The 15,552-nt window shown below is 60.5% G+C and carries 15 protein-coding genes; 2 read left to right on the plus strand and 13 right to left on the minus strand.

What is annotated here, in order from left to right; genetic code table 11:
* Positions 1-48 precede the first annotated feature (48 nt).
* From ACP7EW_RS07245 to zwf, 3 genes are read right to left on the minus strand one after another with little or no spacing between them, the layout of a single operon-like run.
* The gene (locus ACP7EW_RS07245) at positions 49-714 is read right to left on the minus strand and encodes a bifunctional 4-hydroxy-2-oxoglutarate aldolase/2-dehydro-3-deoxy-phosphogluconate aldolase (protein ID WP_025858441.1); all 666 of its coding nucleotides are present in this window, start codon (positions 712-714) and stop codon (positions 49-51) included.
* A gap of 17 nt (positions 715-731) precedes the next feature.
* Positions 732-1,445 carry a 6-phosphogluconolactonase gene (gene pgl / locus ACP7EW_RS07250; protein ID WP_426216157.1) on the minus strand — a complete coding sequence of 238 codons (714 nt, stop codon included), beginning with the start codon at positions 1,443-1,445 and terminating at the stop codon, positions 732-734.
* On the minus strand, positions 1,432-2,898 hold the full coding sequence (gene zwf / locus ACP7EW_RS07255; RefSeq protein ID WP_033896321.1) for a glucose-6-phosphate dehydrogenase: 1,467 nt from the start codon (positions 2,896-2,898) through the stop codon (positions 1,432-1,434). The genes pgl and zwf overlap by 14 nt, the downstream gene beginning before the upstream one ends.
* 220 nt (positions 2,899-3,118) lie before the next feature.
* Here zwf and ACP7EW_RS07260 point away from each other — a divergent pair, with 220 nt between their 5' ends.
* Complete coding sequence (locus ACP7EW_RS07260) at positions 3,119-3,979, plus strand: MurR/RpiR family transcriptional regulator (RefSeq protein WP_174555598.1); 861 nt, start codon at positions 3,119-3,121, stop codon at positions 3,977-3,979.
* A 28-nt stretch (positions 3,980-4,007) separates the two neighbouring features.
* Here ACP7EW_RS07260 and ACP7EW_RS07265 read toward each other — a convergent pair whose 3' ends face one another.
* The 10 genes from ACP7EW_RS07265 to ACP7EW_RS07310 form a co-directional block, all read right to left on the minus strand.
* Positions 4,008-4,853 (minus strand): D-hexose-6-phosphate mutarotase, encoded by an 846-nt coding sequence (locus ACP7EW_RS07265; protein WP_314531227.1) that lies wholly within the window; start codon positions 4,851-4,853, stop codon positions 4,008-4,010.
* A 102-nt stretch (positions 4,854-4,955) separates the two neighbouring features.
* Complete coding sequence (locus ACP7EW_RS07270; protein WP_016975394.1) at positions 4,956-6,302, minus strand: carbohydrate porin; 1,347 nt, start codon at positions 6,300-6,302, stop codon at positions 4,956-4,958.
* Between the two features lie 85 nt (positions 6,303-6,387).
* Positions 6,388-7,548, minus strand: a complete 1,161-nt coding sequence (locus ACP7EW_RS07275) for an ABC transporter ATP-binding protein (protein WP_016975396.1) — start codon at positions 7,546-7,548, stop codon at positions 6,388-6,390.
* A 2-nt stretch (positions 7,549-7,550) separates the two neighbouring features.
* Entirely contained in the window at positions 7,551-8,396 is an 846-nt protein-coding gene (locus tag ACP7EW_RS07280; RefSeq protein ID WP_016975397.1) for a carbohydrate ABC transporter permease, read from the minus strand.
* A complete protein-coding gene (locus tag ACP7EW_RS07285) occupies positions 8,389-9,297 on the minus strand; it encodes a carbohydrate ABC transporter permease (protein WP_033896325.1) in 909 nt (302 codons plus the stop codon). The genes ACP7EW_RS07280 and ACP7EW_RS07285 overlap by 8 nt, the downstream gene beginning before the upstream one ends.
* Positions 9,298-9,376: 79 nt before the next feature.
* Complete coding sequence (locus ACP7EW_RS07290) at positions 9,377-10,663, minus strand: ABC transporter substrate-binding protein (protein ID WP_061449338.1); 1,287 nt, start codon at positions 10,661-10,663, stop codon at positions 9,377-9,379.
* 104 nt (positions 10,664-10,767) lie between these two features.
* On the minus strand, positions 10,768-12,027 hold the full coding sequence (locus ACP7EW_RS07295) for an AGE family epimerase/isomerase (protein ID WP_426216160.1): 1,260 nt from the start codon (positions 12,025-12,027) through the stop codon (positions 10,768-10,770).
* Positions 12,028-12,142: 115 nt separating this feature from the next.
* Entirely contained in the window at positions 12,143-12,988 is an 846-nt protein-coding gene (locus ACP7EW_RS07300) for an ATPase (protein ID WP_426216162.1), read from the minus strand.
* A 114-nt stretch (positions 12,989-13,102) separates the two neighbouring features.
* Positions 13,103-14,101 carry an NAD-dependent epimerase/dehydratase family protein gene (locus ACP7EW_RS07305; protein ID WP_033896329.1) on the minus strand — a complete coding sequence of 333 codons (999 nt, stop codon included), beginning with the start codon at positions 14,099-14,101 and terminating at the stop codon, positions 13,103-13,105.
* A 52-nt stretch (positions 14,102-14,153) separates the two neighbouring features.
* Positions 14,154-15,047 (minus strand): LysR family transcriptional regulator ArgP, encoded by an 894-nt coding sequence (locus tag ACP7EW_RS07310; protein ID WP_016975403.1) that lies wholly within the window; start codon positions 15,045-15,047, stop codon positions 14,154-14,156.
* A 98-nt stretch (positions 15,048-15,145) separates the two neighbouring features.
* Between ACP7EW_RS07310 and ACP7EW_RS07315 the strand changes: the two genes are divergently transcribed.
* Positions 15,146-15,547 carry an ACT domain-containing protein gene (locus ACP7EW_RS07315; protein WP_038851608.1) on the plus strand — a complete coding sequence of 134 codons (402 nt, stop codon included), beginning with the start codon at positions 15,146-15,148 and terminating at the stop codon, positions 15,545-15,547.
* The last annotated feature ends 5 nt before the right edge of the window (positions 15,548-15,552 follow it).

Consider the following 15,552-nt stretch of genomic DNA (forward strand, 5'->3'; position numbering starts at 1 on the left):
ACCGCAAAAATGCCGTTAAGCACAACAACAACGATTCGGTAAATCAGATCAATCCAGCAGCGCCAGCGCCTCGGCGGTGACTTCCTGGATGCGGGCCCAGTCGCCGTTCTTGACCCACTCAGGGTCGAGCATCCAGCTACCGCCCACACACATCACGTTTTTCAACGCCATGTAGTTTTTGATGTTGGCCGGGCCGACGCCGCCGGTCGGGCAGAATTTCACTTCGCCAAACGGGCCACCCAGGGCCTTGATCGCGGCCACGCCGCCGCTGACTTCGGCCGGGAACAGTTTGAAGCGGCGATAGCCCAGGCCATAACCCTCCATGATGCCCGAGGCATTGCTGATGCCCGGCAGCAGCGGGATCGGGCTGTGTACCGAGGCTTCCAGCAGGTCGCGGGTGATGCCTGGGGTGACGATGAACTGCGAGCCAGCCACTTCGGCGGCTTCAAGCATGTGACGGTCGAGCACGGTGCCGGCACCGGTGCACAGTTCAGGGCGTTGCTCGCGCAGGACCTGAATGGCCTTGAGGCCGAACTCGGAACGCAGGGTCACTTCCAATGCGGTCAAACCACCGGCTGCCAGGGCATCGGCCAACGGCAGGATGTCCTGTTCGCGGGCGATGGTGATCACCGGCAGGATCCGCGCCTTGGCGCAGAGGCTGTCGATCAAGGCAACTTTATCCGCCATGGACACGGTCGGTTGAGGGCTTTTCATAGCGGCTGATCCTTGGCTCATGGGCACCAGTAAATCTCTAATGTAGGTTGCAGAAACGCGCGAATCGGCATGGCAGCGACGTCGTCACTGGCCAGCGCGGCGCTCAAGGTGGTCAATTTCGAACTGCCGGAGATCGACAGCACGGTGAAGTTCGCCGTGGCCAGCAATGCGCGACTCATGGTCAGGCGTTGGTGCGGCACGGTCGGCGCCAGCATCGGCCAGCAACGGCGGGTACCGTCGGCCTTCAGTGCTTCGGCGAGGTTCGGGCTGTTGGGGAACAGCGACGCGGTGTGGCCGTCATCGCCCATGCCCAGCACCAGCACATCTATGGTTGGCAACTCGCCCAGCAGGCGATCGGCCTGCTCGGCAGCGTCTTCAAGGTTGGCCGCGGCGCTGTACAGGCTCAAGAACTTGGCCTTGGCCGCCGGACCTTGCAGCAGATGCTGCTTGAGCAAACCGGCATTGCTGTCGGCATGTTCCACCGGCACCCAGCGCTCGTCTGCCAGGGTGATGGTGACCTTGGACCAATCCAGCCCCTGCTTGGCCAGGTGCTGGAAAAACGCCACCGGGCTGCGGCCACCGGAGACCACCAGGGTCGCCTCGCCACGGGCGCTGATGGCCGTGCGCAGTTGCTCGGCCACGTCAGTTGCCAGGCCTTCCGCCAACAGCACCGGCGTGCGGTACTCGTGGGGGGTTACGCCCTGGGGCAGTTTCAAATCAGATATCGCCATACCACGACCTCCCATCCCGCGTGATCAGTGCAATGGAGCTCATCGGCCCCCAGGACCCCGCCGCGTACGGCTTGGGCGCATCACCGGATTTTTTCCACCCGGCGATCAACTGGTCACACCACTTCCACGCGGCTTCGATTTCATCTTTGCGAACAAACAGGTTCTGGTTGCCGCGCATCACTTCCAGCAACAACCGCTCGTAGGCATCCGGGATACGGGCGCTGCGGTAGGTGTCGGAAAAATTTAGCTGCAACGGGCCGCTGCGCAGTTGCATGCCCTTGTCCAGGCCCTGCTCCTTGGTCATCACGCGCAAGGAAATACCTTCGTCCGGTTGCAGGCGGATGATCAGTTTATTGCTGATCTGCAGGCGCTGCTCCGGGGCGAAGATGTAGTGGGACGGTTCCTTGAAGTGGATAACAATCTGCGACAGCTTTTGCGGCATACGCTTGCCGGTACGCAGGTAGAACGGCACCCCGGCCCAACGCCAGTTGCGGATATCGGCACGCAGGGCGACGAAGGTCTCGGTGTCGCTCTGGGTGTTGGAGTTCTCTTCTTCCAGGTAACCAGGCACCGGTTTGCCGGCGCTGTAGCCGGCGATGTACTGGCCGCGCACCACCTGGGTGGTCAGGCCGTCCGGGCTGATCGGCGCCAGGGCCTTGAGCACCTTGACCTTCTCGTCGCGGATACTGTCGGCGGACAAGTCGGCCGGCGGGTCCATGGCGATCAGGCACAGCAGCTGCAGCAGGTGGTTCTGGATCATGTCGCGCAGCTGGCCGGCCTTGTCGAAGTAGCCCCAACGGCCTTCGATACCGACCTGCTCGGCCACGGTGATTTCCACGTGGGAAATGTAGTTCTGGTTCCACTGGGTTTCGAACAGGCTGTTGGCGAAACGCAGGGCGATCAGGTTCTGGACTGTCTCTTTACCCAGGTAGTGGTCGATGCGGTAGGTGCGATTTTCCGGGAAAAACTGCGCCACGGCGTCGTTGACCTTGCGCGAGGACTCCAGGTCCGAACCGATGGGCTTTTCCAGCACCACGCGGGTGTTTTCCGCCAGGCCGACCTTGGACAGGTTCTCGCAGATCGCGCCATACACCGCCGCCGGGGTGGCGAAGTAGGCAATCAGGCGTTGCTCGGTGCCGGCGATGTCCGCCAGGGCCACGTAGTCATCGGCCTTCAGGAAATCGACGTGCACATAAGTGAGGCGTGCCAGGAAACGCTGGGCAATGGCTTCGTCCAGCTCCTTGCCGACGAATTCGCGCAGCGCGTGTTCGATATGGGCCAGGTGCTGTTGCTCGGAACCGGCTTCACGGGCCAGGGCCAGGATGCGCGTATCGTCGTGCAGCAGTCCGGCGCCATCGAGTTGATAGAGGGCAGGAAATAACTTGCGCAGCGCCAGATCACCCAAGGCGCCAAACAGGGCAAAGGTGCAGGGTTCTACGGTTATCGAAGGCATGATGTTTGTTCTTTTATCAAGTTAAGCTACAAATACCTTTTTTCAAGGCATCACTCAAGGAAAAATGTAGTAATAACCACAACATTTTCCCGAAATACGCATTCCGAGTGGTGGTGTTCAGCTACCCTCAGTAGGATAGGCCACCGCAAAAGGCCACTCGTCGATTGGTTGCCACCTTTTTATTTGCATCGTCGCCCGAAGGAAAGACTGAATGGACCGCGTGCGAAATCTTCTGGAACAGATCCGGAACCGCCTCGAAGAATTGAACAAGGCTGAGAAAAAAGTCGCCGAGGTCATCCTGCTCAACCCGCAGCAGGCGACCCGCTTCTCTATCGCCGCCCTCGCCCAGGCTGCCTCGGTCAGTGAACCGACGGTCAACCGTTTCTGCCGTTCGTTCGGCGTGAGCGGTTACCCTGAGCTGAAATTGCAATTGGCACAAAGCCTGGCCAGTGGGGCCGCGTATGTCAGCCGTGCAGTGGAGGCCGATGATAACCCGGAGGCTTACACGCAGAAGATCTTTGGCAGTGCCATCGCGTCCCTGGACAGTGCCTGCCAGGCGCTGGACCCGAACTTGATCAGCAAAGCCGTGGACCTGTTGATCCAGGCGCGGCAGATCCACTTCTTCGGCCTGGGCGCCTCGGCCCCGGTGGCGATGGATGCGCTGCACAAGTTCTTCCGCTTCAACCTGGCCGTGACGGCGCATGCCGATGTACTGATGCAGCGCATGATCGCCTCGGTGGCCCACACGGGCGAGTTGTTCGTGATCATTTCCTACACCGGACGCACCCGTGAGCTGGTGGAAGTGGCGCGCATCGCGCGGGAAAACGGCGCATCCGTGCTGGGCGTAACCGCCGAGAACTCGCCGCTGGCCAAGGCCAGTACGGTGAGCCTGAACATTCCGTTGCCGGAAGACACTGACATCTACATGCCGATGACCTCGCGGATCATCCAACTGACGGTGCTGGATGTACTGGCAACCGGCATGACCTTGCGCCGTGGCGTGGATTTCCAGCCGCATTTGCGCAAGATCAAAGAGAGCTTGAATGACAGCCGGTATCCGGTGGGGGATGAGTTCAACTGACGCCTTGCACCATGTGGCCAGCCAGCCCTTAAACGCCGGCCCTAGCCTGCAAACTGAGATGCGCCCGCTCTCCCGGCGCCAGGCTGGCCCCGGCCATCGCCGACTCCACGCACACAAACCCCGATGCCTCGTTGAAGCTCACGCCCAACAGCGGCCGGCTGCCCGGATGCCACACCACGGTGTCGGCGCTGTCGCCCGTATCGATACACAGCTCACGCTGCCAGGCATGGTCCTTGAGCTGCAATTCACCGTCATGCTGGAACACCCGCTGACAACCACCTTCCACGCGTAGCTCGCCTTCCTGCTGGCAAACCTGGCGATTGAGCTGGTCGTAACCTTGCGCGCCCTCAAGCCCAGACAGCGCTACCTCATCAACGTGACCAATACGCCAGTAAGCATGCAAAGCGTGGCTCAATTGGCACGGCAGCTCGTCCTGATGCTCGGTGCTCAAGCGCAATTCCAGGGTTTCGCCCAGGTGCGCGTGCAGGTCGACTTGCCAGTCGCACAGCTGCAGTTGCCAGTGCAGGCGTACGCCGTCGTCGTCGGTGCTGCTGTCGAGCAGTTTCCAGTCAATCAGCCGCGCCCAGCCATGAGAGGGCCAGGCATTTTCGCTCGGGTGACGGCCATACCACGGCCAGCACACCGGTATGCCGCCCCGGATGGCGCCGACTTGCGGCCACTTGGCTGCACACCACAGCCAAGGCTTTTGACCGGTAGGCTGAAAGTGCAGCAATTGCGCGCCCTGGCGGCTGAACACCGCCTGGCACAGCGGATGGTCGATCACCAACACGTCACGCATCTGGAAGCGTTCCCAGGCGAACACCGGACGCTCGCGCAGGGATTTGAAAAAGCGTTGCAGCGGTTGCTCATGCATGTGCCACAGTCCTGAATGTCTTCACGGTGCTGCCCAAAAAAAGCGGGTAGCCATGGCTACCCGCAAAATGCGCACAGAGAGAAGGAGCTTATCGCAACAACGTTAGAACGTAGACTGAATTTTCAGGCCGGCTACCAACGCGTTGTCGACTTTATCCACGCCGCCAGGCTGCACGACGTATTGCAGGTTTGGACGCACGGTCAGCCAGTTGGTGACGTGGAAACCGTAGTTGAGTTCAACGTTGTATTCAGTCTCACGGATCGGCGTGTACAGCGGGTTATCGTAGTCGCTTACACCATTGGCGGCGTTGAGCAGCTCAGAGTTCTTCTTCACGTCATCGTTGACGTGCAGGCGAGCGACGCCGATACCGACGTCATCTTTTGGACGCGCGTCGAATGGCCCTTTGTACACCAGCATGATCGACTGATAGTTGTCGACCAGGTTGGTTTCCTTGTCGTGGAAGGTGGCGTTGGCCGCGATGTTCAGGCCGCGGGAAGCATCGCCGTTATGCGTGGTGAGTTGCTGCTGGGCAACGAACCAGTAGCCTTTCTTGCTGCTGCGGGTACGGTAAGCCGCGCCAGTGGTCGCTGCATCGTTGCCGTTGATATCTTCACGAACGTCCGAAGCATCGGCGGCACTTTTGTAGTAACCCACACGGTATTCGCCCGGCAGGTTATTGACCTTCGGCGACCAGACCAATTCCACCGGAATCACGGTGCCCTTGGTGCCGCTGCCGCTGAGTTTGAAGCCGTTGCCGTGCTCCAGCTGCGACGGGTTCTGGTTGTACGCACCGATTTGCGCATACAGCTCAGGCGTGATGTTGTACTTCACGCGGATCGCCGCCTGGCTGACCGGCCAGTTGTACCAGGTGTTCACATAGTTACCCACTTGCGAGCCGCAGAACGACAGGTTCTGGAAGTCGCATGGGAAGGTGTTGAAGTCTTCGCCTTCGCCGAAGTAACCGAGTTTCACGTCCAGCTTGTTGTCGAACATCTGGTGCTGGATCCAGAACTGGGTCAGACGCACCATGTGGCCACGGCCGTAGACTTCTTGAGACGAACTCAAGGTGCCGGCACGCGGGTCGCCAATACGGTCATTGGAGATATTCTGGCCATTACGGTTGGTCAACTGGATCTTGGCTTGGGTGTTATCCCAACCCCACAACTTTTGCAGGTCCAGTGCTACGCCCAGACCGAATTGATCGGAGTAACGACCGGTCTTGTCGTTGTTGTACCCACCTTTGGCGTTGTAGCCCATCTCCCCAACGTAGTCAGCCTTGATGTCGATACCTTGCTCGATCAGCTTGGTACGCTCACCACCCCAGTCGCCGGTCATCCATTTCGAATCAGCACTGAATGCATCGGCCGCCATCGCATTGGCGGACAGAACCAGGGCTGCTGCAGCTGACATTTGGCAGATCAGCCGAGTGTTGTTGTGTTGCTTTTTCATCCCTACATCCTCGTCTTTATTGTTATTAAACTGTTTTTATCTAACGCGGTTTACTTTTTTTATCTAAAACAACAACTTATCTGCTTCAACGGCCTTTGAATTGGGCCACATTGTCGGCATGCCCCTGTGCGGGCAATGAAGAAGCAGTGCCCAGTCGCTCGCCGGTGTTGGCGTCGAACAGCAATACCTTGGAAGGATCAAATTGCAGGGTCAGGGTCTCGCCCACCTGCGGTGCCACGTCGGGTGCCAGGCGGCAGCAGACCTTGGTGTCATTGAGTTGCACAAATACCAGGGTGTCCGGGCCGGTCGGCTCGGTGACCTGCACTTCGGCACGGATGCTCGACGCACTGTCGCCCTCGCCCGAGGCCAACATGATTTGCTCCGGACGCAAGCCCAGGATCACGTCGCGGTCTTCAAGGCCAGCATCGGTGGTGTTCAGCGCCAGTTCGCAACGGGCCTGGCCGCTGTCGAGCAGGGCCACCAGGCGACCGTCCTTGCGTTGCAGGCGCAGGGGCACGAAGTTCATCGGCGGCGAACCGATAAAGCTCGCCACGAACTGGTTGGCCGGGTTGTTGTAGATCTCTTTCGGCGTACCGAATTGCTGGATGATGCCGTCCTTCATCACCGCAACCTTGTCGCCCAGGGTCATCGCTTCGATCTGGTCGTGGGTCACGTAGACCGTGGTGGTCTTGAGGCGCTGGTGCATCAGTTTCATTTCGGTGCGCATCTCGACGCGCAGCTTGGCGTCGAGGTTGGACAGCGGTTCGTCGAACAGGTAGATCTTCGGCCGACGCGCCAGGGCACGGCCCATGGCCACGCGCTGTTGCTGGCCGCCGGACAGTTGTCCCGGCTTGCGGTTGAGCAGGTGTTCGATCTGCAGCAACTTGGCCACACGCGCCACTTCGGCGTCGATATCGGCCTGGGGCATCTTGCGGATCTTGAGGCCGAACTCGATGTTCTCGCGCACGCTCATGGTCGGGTACAGCGCGTAGGACTGGAACACCATGGCGATGTCACGGTCCTTGGGGCTCATGCCGCTGACGTCCTGGTCGCCAATCATGATGGCGCCGCCGGTGATGGTTTCCAGACCGGCGATGCAGTTCATCAGCGTGGATTTGCCGCACCCCGAAGGGCCGACCAGGATCAGGAACTCGCCTTCCTTGATCGACAGTTCGATGTTCTTCAAGGTGTCGGGCAGGCCGGCGCCATAGGTCTTGTTTACATTGCGAAGTTCAAGCGTAGCCATGATTACCCCTTGACCGCGCCGGCCGTGAGGCCGCGCACGAAATACTTGCCTGCGATCACATAGACCAGCAGGGTCGGCAGCCCGGCGATCATCGCCGCCGCCATATCCACGTTATATTCCTTGGCCCCGGTGCTGGTGTTGACCAGGTTGTTCAGCGCCACGGTGATGGGCTGGGAGTCACCACTGGAGAACACCACGCCGAACAGGAAGTCGTTCCAGATCTGGGTGAACTGCCAGATCAGGCAGACCATGATGATCGGGGTCGACATCGGCAGAATGATCTGACGGAAGATGGTGAAGAAACCTGCACCGTCCAAACGCGCGGCCTTGATCAGCGCATCCGGTATGCTCACGTAGTAGTTACGGAAGAACAGCGTGGTGAACGCCAGGCCGTAGACCACGTGCACGAACACCAGGCCGGTGGTGGTGCTGGCCAGGCCCATCTTGCCCAGGGTGAACGACGCCGGCAGCAACACGGTCTGGAACGGCAGGAAGCAGCCGAACAACAGCAGGCCGAAGAACAGCTGCGAGCCTTTGAAGCGCCAGAACGACAGCACATAACCGTTCAACGCACCGATGGCGGTGGAGATCAGTACGGCCGGAACGGTGATCTTGATCGAGTTCCAGAAGTAACCGTCTACCGTGGCCCAGGCCTTGACCCAGCCGATGCCGGTGACCACGGTCGGCCAGCTCAGCAGGTTGCCGGAGCTGATGTCTTCCGGGGTCTTGAAGCTGGTGAGCAGCATCACCACCAGCGGCACCAGATACAGCAGCACGGCGAGGATCAGCACCGCGTAGATCGCGATGCGACTCAGGCTGATGGGTGATTTGGAGGCGAGACTAGTCATTACGTTTGGTCCTCAGCTCGGAGTAGAGGTAAGGCACGATGATCGCGAGGATCGCACCGAGCATCAGGATGGCACTGGCCGAACCCATGCCCATCTGGCCACGGCTGAAGGTGAACGAGTACATGAACATCGCCGGCAGGTCGGACGAGTAGCCTGGGCCGCCGGCGGTCATCGCCGCTACCAGGTCGAAGCTCTTGATCGCAATGTGCGCCAGGATCATCACCGCACTGAAGAACACCGGACGCAGGCTTGGCAGCACCACGCTCCAGTAGATGCGCGGCAGGCTCGCGCCATCGATCTGCGCAGCGCGCACGATGGACTGATCCACACCGCGCAGGCCAGCCAGGAACATCGCCATGATGAAACCCGAGGCTTGCCAGACGGCGGCGATCACCAGGCAGTAGACCACGCGGTCCGGGTCGATCAGCCAGTCGAGACGGAAGCCTTCCCAGCCCCAGTCACGCAGGAGCTTGTCCAGGCCCATGCCTGGGTTGAGCAGCCACTTCCAGGCGGTACCGGTAACGATCATCGAGAGCGCCATCGGGTACAGGTAAATGGTGCGAATGAAGCCTTCACGACGGATTTTCTGGTCGAGGAAGATCGCCAGGGTCACGCCGATGACCAGGGTGATACCGATGAACATCCCGCCAAACACCGCCAGGTTCTTGCTCGCTACCCACCAGCGGTCGTTGTCGAACAACCGCGCGTATTGCGCAAGGCCCGCCCATTTGTAGGTCGGCAGGAACGTGGAATTGGTGAACGACAGCACAAACGTCCACAGGATGTAGCCGTAGAAGCCCACCAGCACGATGAACATGCTGGGCGCCAGCACCAGTTTGGGTAGCCAGCGCTGCAGTGCATCGAACGGCGAGGCTTTGCTGAACACAGCAACAGAACTCATGGGAAAATCCAGTACAGGGAAAAAGGACTACAGGAACAAGCCTTGTGGGGGGCGAGGGAGTCCCCCACAAGGTCAACCGTTACTTGGCAGACTTGATCGCAGCGCCCAATTTCTTGGCGGTGTCGGCCGGGTCGGCTTTCGGGTCGTTGATGTAGTTGGTCACGACATCAAAGAACGCACCTTGCACAGCCAGGGTAGTGGCCATGTTGTGCGCCATGCTTGGCTGCAGGCCGCCGGTCTTGGCGTCTGCCAGGAAGTCCTTGGCAGCGGTCTGGGCGCAGGAGTCGAAGCCGTAGGAATCCATTTTGTTCAGCATGTCGTTGCGAACAGGGATCGAACCCTTGTTGATGCTGAACACTTTCTGGAAGTTCTCACCCAGCACGACTTTGGCAATGTCTTGCTGGCCAGCAGCGGTGCCTTTGTCTTTCTGCTTGAACACCGCCAGGGAGTCGATGTTGTAGGTGAAGGCTTTGTCGGTGCCTGGGAAGGCTACGCACTCGTAGTCCTTGCCAGCGACTTTCTTGGCCGCGGTCCATTCGGACTTGGCCCAGTCACCCATGATCTGCATGCCGGCCTTGCCGTTGATGACCTTGCCCGCTTCGAGGTTCCAGTCCTGACCTTTACCGTCGACGTCCATGTAGGTCGCGACTTTCTTCAGTTCGGTCAGGGCCTTGACCATTTCCGGACCGGTCAGCGCGCCGTTATCCAGGTCAACCAGGGCTTTCTTATAGCCATCGGCACCCATCACCGACAGAACGACCGCTTCGAACACGGTGCTGTCCTGCCAAGGCTGGCCACCGTGGGCGAGCGGAATGAAGCCTGCGGCTTTCAGCTTGTCGCCGGCTGCGTAGAATTCTTCGAGGGTGGTCGGGTTCTTGGTGATACCGGCTTTCTTGAAGACTTCCGGGTTGATCCACAGCCAGTTCACGCGGTGGATGTTGACCGGTACGGCGACGTAGTCACCTTCGTACTTCACGGTGTCGGAGACTTTCTTGTCGAGCAGGGAGTCCCACTTCTCTTCTTTGGCGACGTCTTTGAGCACGTCGGTGTCGAGCAAGCCGGTGGACGCCCATTCCTGGATGTCGGGGCCTTTGATCTGGGCAACGCCTGGCGGGTTGCCAGCAACCGCGCGGCTTTTCAGCACGGTCATGGCGGTGGCGCCACCGCCACCTGCTACGGCGCCGTCTTTCCAGACGAAACCGTCTTTCTCAACTTGGGCCTTCAGGACATCTACAGCCGCCTTTTCACCGCCCGAGGTCCACCAATGCACAACTTCAACCGTCCCTTTCGAGTCGGCGGCAAATGCAGAGAGGGGAAACAACGAGGCAATGGAAATAGCAACGGCGAGGCGATTAATCGCGTTCATCTGAGTACCTTTTCTTGTTGTTATGCATGCAAGTCTTAGGCTTGCGCTGCACGGAGTTTAAACATGGATTTTTCAGGCGCAGGTAACAAAGGGATGGACAAATGTCACCAACCGGTGACATAGCGCCCAGCCCCGATGGCACTGGCCATGCTTGGCGCCAGCGGCAGCGCAGGCAGCAATACCGCTTGCCAGGCATGGTACAGGTCGGGCTTGCCACCCCAGATGACGCTGCTGGGTTGGTTGTGGGGGCTGAGTTCGTGGTGCCAGCTGCCGTGAATACGGTCGATGAAGTGGGTTTCGCAAAACTCCCAGAAACGCCGGTACCAGGTTTCGTAATGCAACTCGCCGGTGCGTTTGAGCAACGCCTGGGCTGCGGCGCTGGCTTCGGCGTGGGTCCAGTGCAGGCGTTCGCGCACCACCGGGCGCTGGTTCCAGTCTAGGGTGTAGACGATGCCGGGGGCACCATCCACGGACCAGGCGTATTCGCAGGCGCTGGCGAACAAGCCCTTGGCATCGGTCACCAGCCACTCGGGGGTGGCAAGCCCGGCATGCAGGCGCGCGGCTTCCAGGTGCAGCACCAGCCGCGCCCATTCAAAACCGTGGCCGGGAGTGATGCCGTAGGGGCGGAAGCCGTCGGCGGGGTTGTCTTCGTTGTAACCGAGCAAGGGTTGCCAGTGCGTGTCGAAATGTTCGATCACCATGAACTGGTTCCCCGTCGCGTGGGTGTGGATAACCCGCTCGACAATACGCAAGGCGCGGTCCAGCCAGCGCGTATCGCCGGTAACATCGGCCAGCGCGAGGAAGGCTTCAGTGGCGTGCATGTTGCTGTTGGCACCGCGATAGGCTTCGACGCCGCTCCAGTCCTGGGCGAACGATTCGAGCATCACGCCCTCCTCCTCGCTCCAGAAAAACTGGTCGATGATATGGACGGCGTCGGTCAGAAGGTTTTGTGCACCGGGTGCACCGGCTACCACCGCCGAGCTGGCGGCCAGGGCAACAAACGCGTGCAGATAAGCGGCCTTGCCACGGTTGCCATCGAGGGCGTAGGGCGTGGCAAACCAGCCACCGTGCTCACTGTCACGCAGCGGGCCACTGAGGGCTGCAACGCCATGCGCAACCAGCTCGGCATACCCCGGCAAGCCCAAGGCGTGGGCCATGGCGAAGCTGTGAGTCATGCGGGCGGTGTTCATGGTTTCGGCGTGGGCATCGGCCGGCAATTGGCCTTTGTCGTCCAGGTTGCCAAAGCCGTCGGGCAGTCGGGACGCCTTGGCGAAGGCCAGCAGGCGCTGTCCCTCGGCCGCAAGCCAGGCGTGGTGGGCAGGCGCGTTCAGCCAACTGCTGGCAGGCAGTGGTTGCGAGGTCATGGGTGGCCCTTATTGTTTTTTGTGGGATGACCGGAGTCTAAACAAGGGCGCGGCGACGGCAAGTAACGAAGGGGATGGGAAATGTCACCACGCGGTGACATTTCCAACAGCAACCTTATTGCCCGAGCGGGGTGACCCTTGCCGGTGCATTCAACTGCTGGTTCAGGTTCTGCACCTGGCTCTGCAACGTGGTGATATTGCGCGTGGTCTGGATACGGAACACGTCGAACTCTTTATTGGTCGGTGCATCGTTGTTGGCCGGTTGGTTGTCCTGGGCGCTCTTGAGCACCACAAGGTCCTGCTCGATACGGGCGATGGCAGCGCTTGGATTGCCTTGTTTCTTCAAGGCGGCCACGTCCGCAGTGAGCTCCTTGATTTCGTTATCGCGCTTGCCTGCGTCAACTTGCGCCGCCTTGAGCGTCGCCACGGCGTCGGTCAGCGCCTGCACTTGGCCCTGCAGCTTGCTGTTGGCGTTGGACAGGTCGGTGGTGCTGGCGGTCATTTGCGCCAGGCGTTTATCCAACTCGGTGGCTTGCCCAGCCACGCCGACCTGCTGCTTGCCCTGCTCCAGCAACTGGCTTTCAAGCTGCTTGATCTGCAGTTTCAGCGCTTCGCTGCCGTTGTTGACGCTGGCCTCGCTGGCCACGACCTTGCCGGAAATGTCCTGCAGGCGCCCCGCCGCTTCTTCGCTGATGCGCGCGAAGCTTTCCTGGGTGGCCACCAACTGCTGGCCCATCAGGGAGATCTGCTGGAAGCTCCACCAGGCCAGGCCCGCAAAGGCGATCAGCAGCGCGCCGATCAACGCCCACAAAGGCCCGGTGCTGGCGCTCTTGACCTTGACCACTTTGGTGTTGCGCGAGCGCACCGAGGTGGCCGGGGTGGGTTCGAAATCATCGTCATCCCCGACATCGGCCCGCAGGCTGGGAACGTTGTCGAAGTCGTCTTTAGCATCGTTGCGCATGTATCAACCCTGAATCGGTGAAGTGGCGTGCGACGGGAGTATAAACCGCGTTCCCGGCGCACTGATCGACCCGGAACGCCAGATTCGGTTCCCGAAGTGTTGCCGCTTGTGTGCTTACTTGAACCCCGGATCCTGGGCTTTCCACCAACTGCAGAACTCGTCGAGGGCGGTCCACAGGCTGACTTTGGGCTCGTAGTCCAGATAATGCCTGGCGCGGCTGATGTCGAGGGTGAAATCTTTGTTCATCACTTGCATGCCCAGGCGCGACAGCGACGGCTCCGGTCGCCCGGGCCACATCGCGCAAAACGCTTCGTTGAGCGCCGCTACGCTGTAGGACAAACCGTAGGACCGGTAACGCGTCACCTGGGGCAATTGCATTTGACGCATCACGTAGTTCACCACATCCCACACCGGCACCGGCGTGCCGTTGCTGATGTTGTAGGCCCGGCCCAGCGCGGAGCCCGGCGCGAGCAAACTGCTGAGCAAGGCTTCGTTGAGGTTGTGCACGCTGGTGAAGTCGACCTTGTTCAGGCCGTCGCCGACGATGGCCAGGCGGTTCTTGCGCTGCATGTTCAGCAGCCGCGGGAAGATGCTCATGTCACCGGCACCCGTGACGAATCGCGGGCGCAGGGCAATCACTTCAAGGCCGAACTCCTGGGCTCCGAACACCTTCTGCTCGGCCAGGTATTTGGTGGCCGCATAAGGGTGCTTGAAGCGCTTGGGCACTTGCTCTTCGGTCAGGCCCAGGTGATCGCGGCCGTCAAAGTAGATGGAGGGCGATGACAGGTGCACCAAACGCCCGACGTGCTGCTTGAGGCAGGCTTCGACGACGTTTTCGGTGACCAGCACGTTGCCTTGGTGAAAGTCCTGATATTTACCCCACAAGCCGACGGCGCCGGCGCAGTGCACCACGGCCTCGACATCGCGGCACAGGTGTCGCACCAGGTCGGCGTCATTCAGATCACCCTGGATAAACTCGGCGCCGCGCCTGACCAGGTGCTCCACACCTTCGGCACGTCGCCCGTTGACCCGCACGTCCAGGCCCTGCTCCAAGGCGAAACGTGCAAAGCGCCCGCCAATGAAGCCGCTTGCGCCGGTGACCAGAATCTTCATGTATTACCCCATGTTCTTACGTTTTTCATCGCTGTTGCCTTGACGCACGCCATCACTCCAACGGCACCAACCATTGACCACAGGCCTGGGCCAGATGGTCGGTCAGCAAGCCCAACAGTTGCCCGCCACTGCGCCAATGATGCCAGTACAACGGCACATCGATGGGCTTATCTGGCAATAACTCGACCAATATGCCCTTTTCCAATTGGTCGCGAACCTGCAATTCCGGCACCAGCCCCCAGCCCAGGCCCGCCTCGGTGAGGCGGATAAAGCCTTCAGACGATGGGCACAAATGGTGCTCGAAACCGCCGTCCACGCCGAGAGAAGCCAGGTAGCGGTGCTGCAGGAAATCATCCGGCCCGAACACCAGTGCCGGGGTGCGCGCCAGTTGATCGGCGCGTACGCCCTGGGGAAAATGCCGGGCGATAAACGCCGGGCTGGCCAACGCCCGATACCGCATGGCGCCCAGCAACAGGCTGCGCGCGCCCGCCACCGGACGCTCGCTGGCGCAGATACAGGCCGCCACCTCACCCGCGCGCATGCGTTTGAGGCCGACAGTCTGGTCTTCCACCACCAGATCCAGCAGCAAATGCTGCTCGGCGCAAAACCCGCTGACAGCCTCGGCCCACCACGTGGCAAGGCTGTCGGCGTTCAACGCGATGCGCAGGCGTTCGGGCATGCCCTCTTCATCCAGCGCCGGCACCTGGCTTTGCAGGTCACGCTCCAGCAAGCGCACCTGTTGCACATGGTTGAGCAGGCGACGGCCGATATCAGTGGGCGTCGGCGGCGTGGCCCGCACCAGTACCGGCTGGCCAATACGTGCCTCCAGCAACTTGATGCGCTGGGAGATCGCCGACTGCGACAGCCCCAGCACCTGAGCGGCACGCTCGAAGCCCGCCTGTTCCACCACCGCCGCCAGGGCAGAGAGTAATTTATAGTCGAACATCAGTTTCTCTAATGAGCGATCAGTAATATTTGTTTTTCTTATACATCCCAGACAATGAGAATAGCCAGCATCGCTTCTCTCTTTATAAGGAACCTCCCATGGCTGGCGAAACCGCCCTGGCTACGCTGCTGCGCAGCATGAGCCCCCAACTCAATGACGGCGACTATGTGTTCTGCACCGTGCCCGACAACCGCATCCCTGCTGGCTGCGAGGTAATCGGCAGCTTTCGCGAGCAGGAAGGTCTGACCCTGATCGTCGAACGCCAGCAAGCGGAACAGGCCGGCCTGGCTTTTGACTACGTCGCCGCGTGGATCACCTTGAATGTGCATTCGGCCCTGGAAGCCGTGGGCCTCACCGCCGCCTTCGCCAGTGCGCTGGGCAAGGCCGGCATCAGTTGCAACGTGATTGCCGGTTATTACCACGACCACCTGTTCGTCGGGCGTGCCGATGCCGAACGCGCCCTGCAGGTGTTGCGGCAACTGGCAGCAGACGCGGAGTAAATCCT

It is taken from the genome of Pseudomonas sp. DWRC2-2 (genome assembly GCF_049897885.1).
Taxonomy (GTDB): domain Bacteria; phylum Pseudomonadota; class Gammaproteobacteria; order Pseudomonadales; family Pseudomonadaceae; genus Aquipseudomonas; species Aquipseudomonas azotoformans_A.

Excerpts from the sequence above, each read along its gene's own strand:
- ACP7EW_RS07245 (WP_025858441.1), bottom strand. The coding sequence starts at position 714 with ATGAAAAGCCCTCAACCGACCGTGTCCATGGCGGATAAAGTTGCCTTG.
- pgl (WP_426216157.1), bottom strand. The coding sequence starts at position 1,445 with ATGGCGATATCTGATTTGAAACTGCCCCAGGGCGTAACCCCCCACGAG.
- zwf (WP_033896321.1), bottom strand. The coding sequence starts at position 2,898 with ATGCCTTCGATAACCGTAGAACCCTGCACCTTTGCCCTGTTTGGCGCC.
- ACP7EW_RS07265 (WP_314531227.1), bottom strand. The coding sequence starts at position 4,853 with ATGCATGAGCAACCGCTGCAACGCTTTTTCAAATCCCTGCGCGAGCGT.
- ACP7EW_RS07270 (WP_016975394.1), bottom strand. The coding sequence starts at position 6,302 with ATGAAAAAGCAACACAACAACACTCGGCTGATCTGCCAAATGTCAGCT.
- ACP7EW_RS07275 (WP_016975396.1), bottom strand. The coding sequence starts at position 7,548 with ATGGCTACGCTTGAACTTCGCAATGTAAACAAGACCTATGGCGCCGGC.
- ACP7EW_RS07280 (WP_016975397.1), bottom strand. The coding sequence starts at position 8,396 with ATGACTAGTCTCGCCTCCAAATCACCCATCAGCCTGAGTCGCATCGCG.
- ACP7EW_RS07285 (WP_033896325.1), bottom strand. The coding sequence starts at position 9,297 with ATGAGTTCTGTTGCTGTGTTCAGCAAAGCCTCGCCGTTCGATGCACTG.
- ACP7EW_RS07290 (WP_061449338.1), bottom strand. The coding sequence starts at position 10,663 with ATGAACGCGATTAATCGCCTCGCCGTTGCTATTTCCATTGCCTCGTTG.
- ACP7EW_RS07295 (WP_426216160.1), bottom strand. The coding sequence starts at position 12,027 with ATGACCTCGCAACCACTGCCTGCCAGCAGTTGGCTGAACGCGCCTGCC.
- ACP7EW_RS07300 (WP_426216162.1), bottom strand. The coding sequence starts at position 12,988 with ATGCGCAACGATGCTAAAGACGACTTCGACAACGTTCCCAGCCTGCGG.
- ACP7EW_RS07305 (WP_033896329.1), bottom strand. The coding sequence starts at position 14,101 with ATGAAGATTCTGGTCACCGGCGCAAGCGGCTTCATTGGCGGGCGCTTT.
- ACP7EW_RS07310 (WP_016975403.1), bottom strand. The coding sequence starts at position 15,047 with ATGTTCGACTATAAATTACTCTCTGCCCTGGCGGCGGTGGTGGAACAG.
- ACP7EW_RS07315 (WP_038851608.1), top strand. The coding sequence starts at position 15,146 with ATGGCTGGCGAAACCGCCCTGGCTACGCTGCTGCGCAGCATGAGCCCC.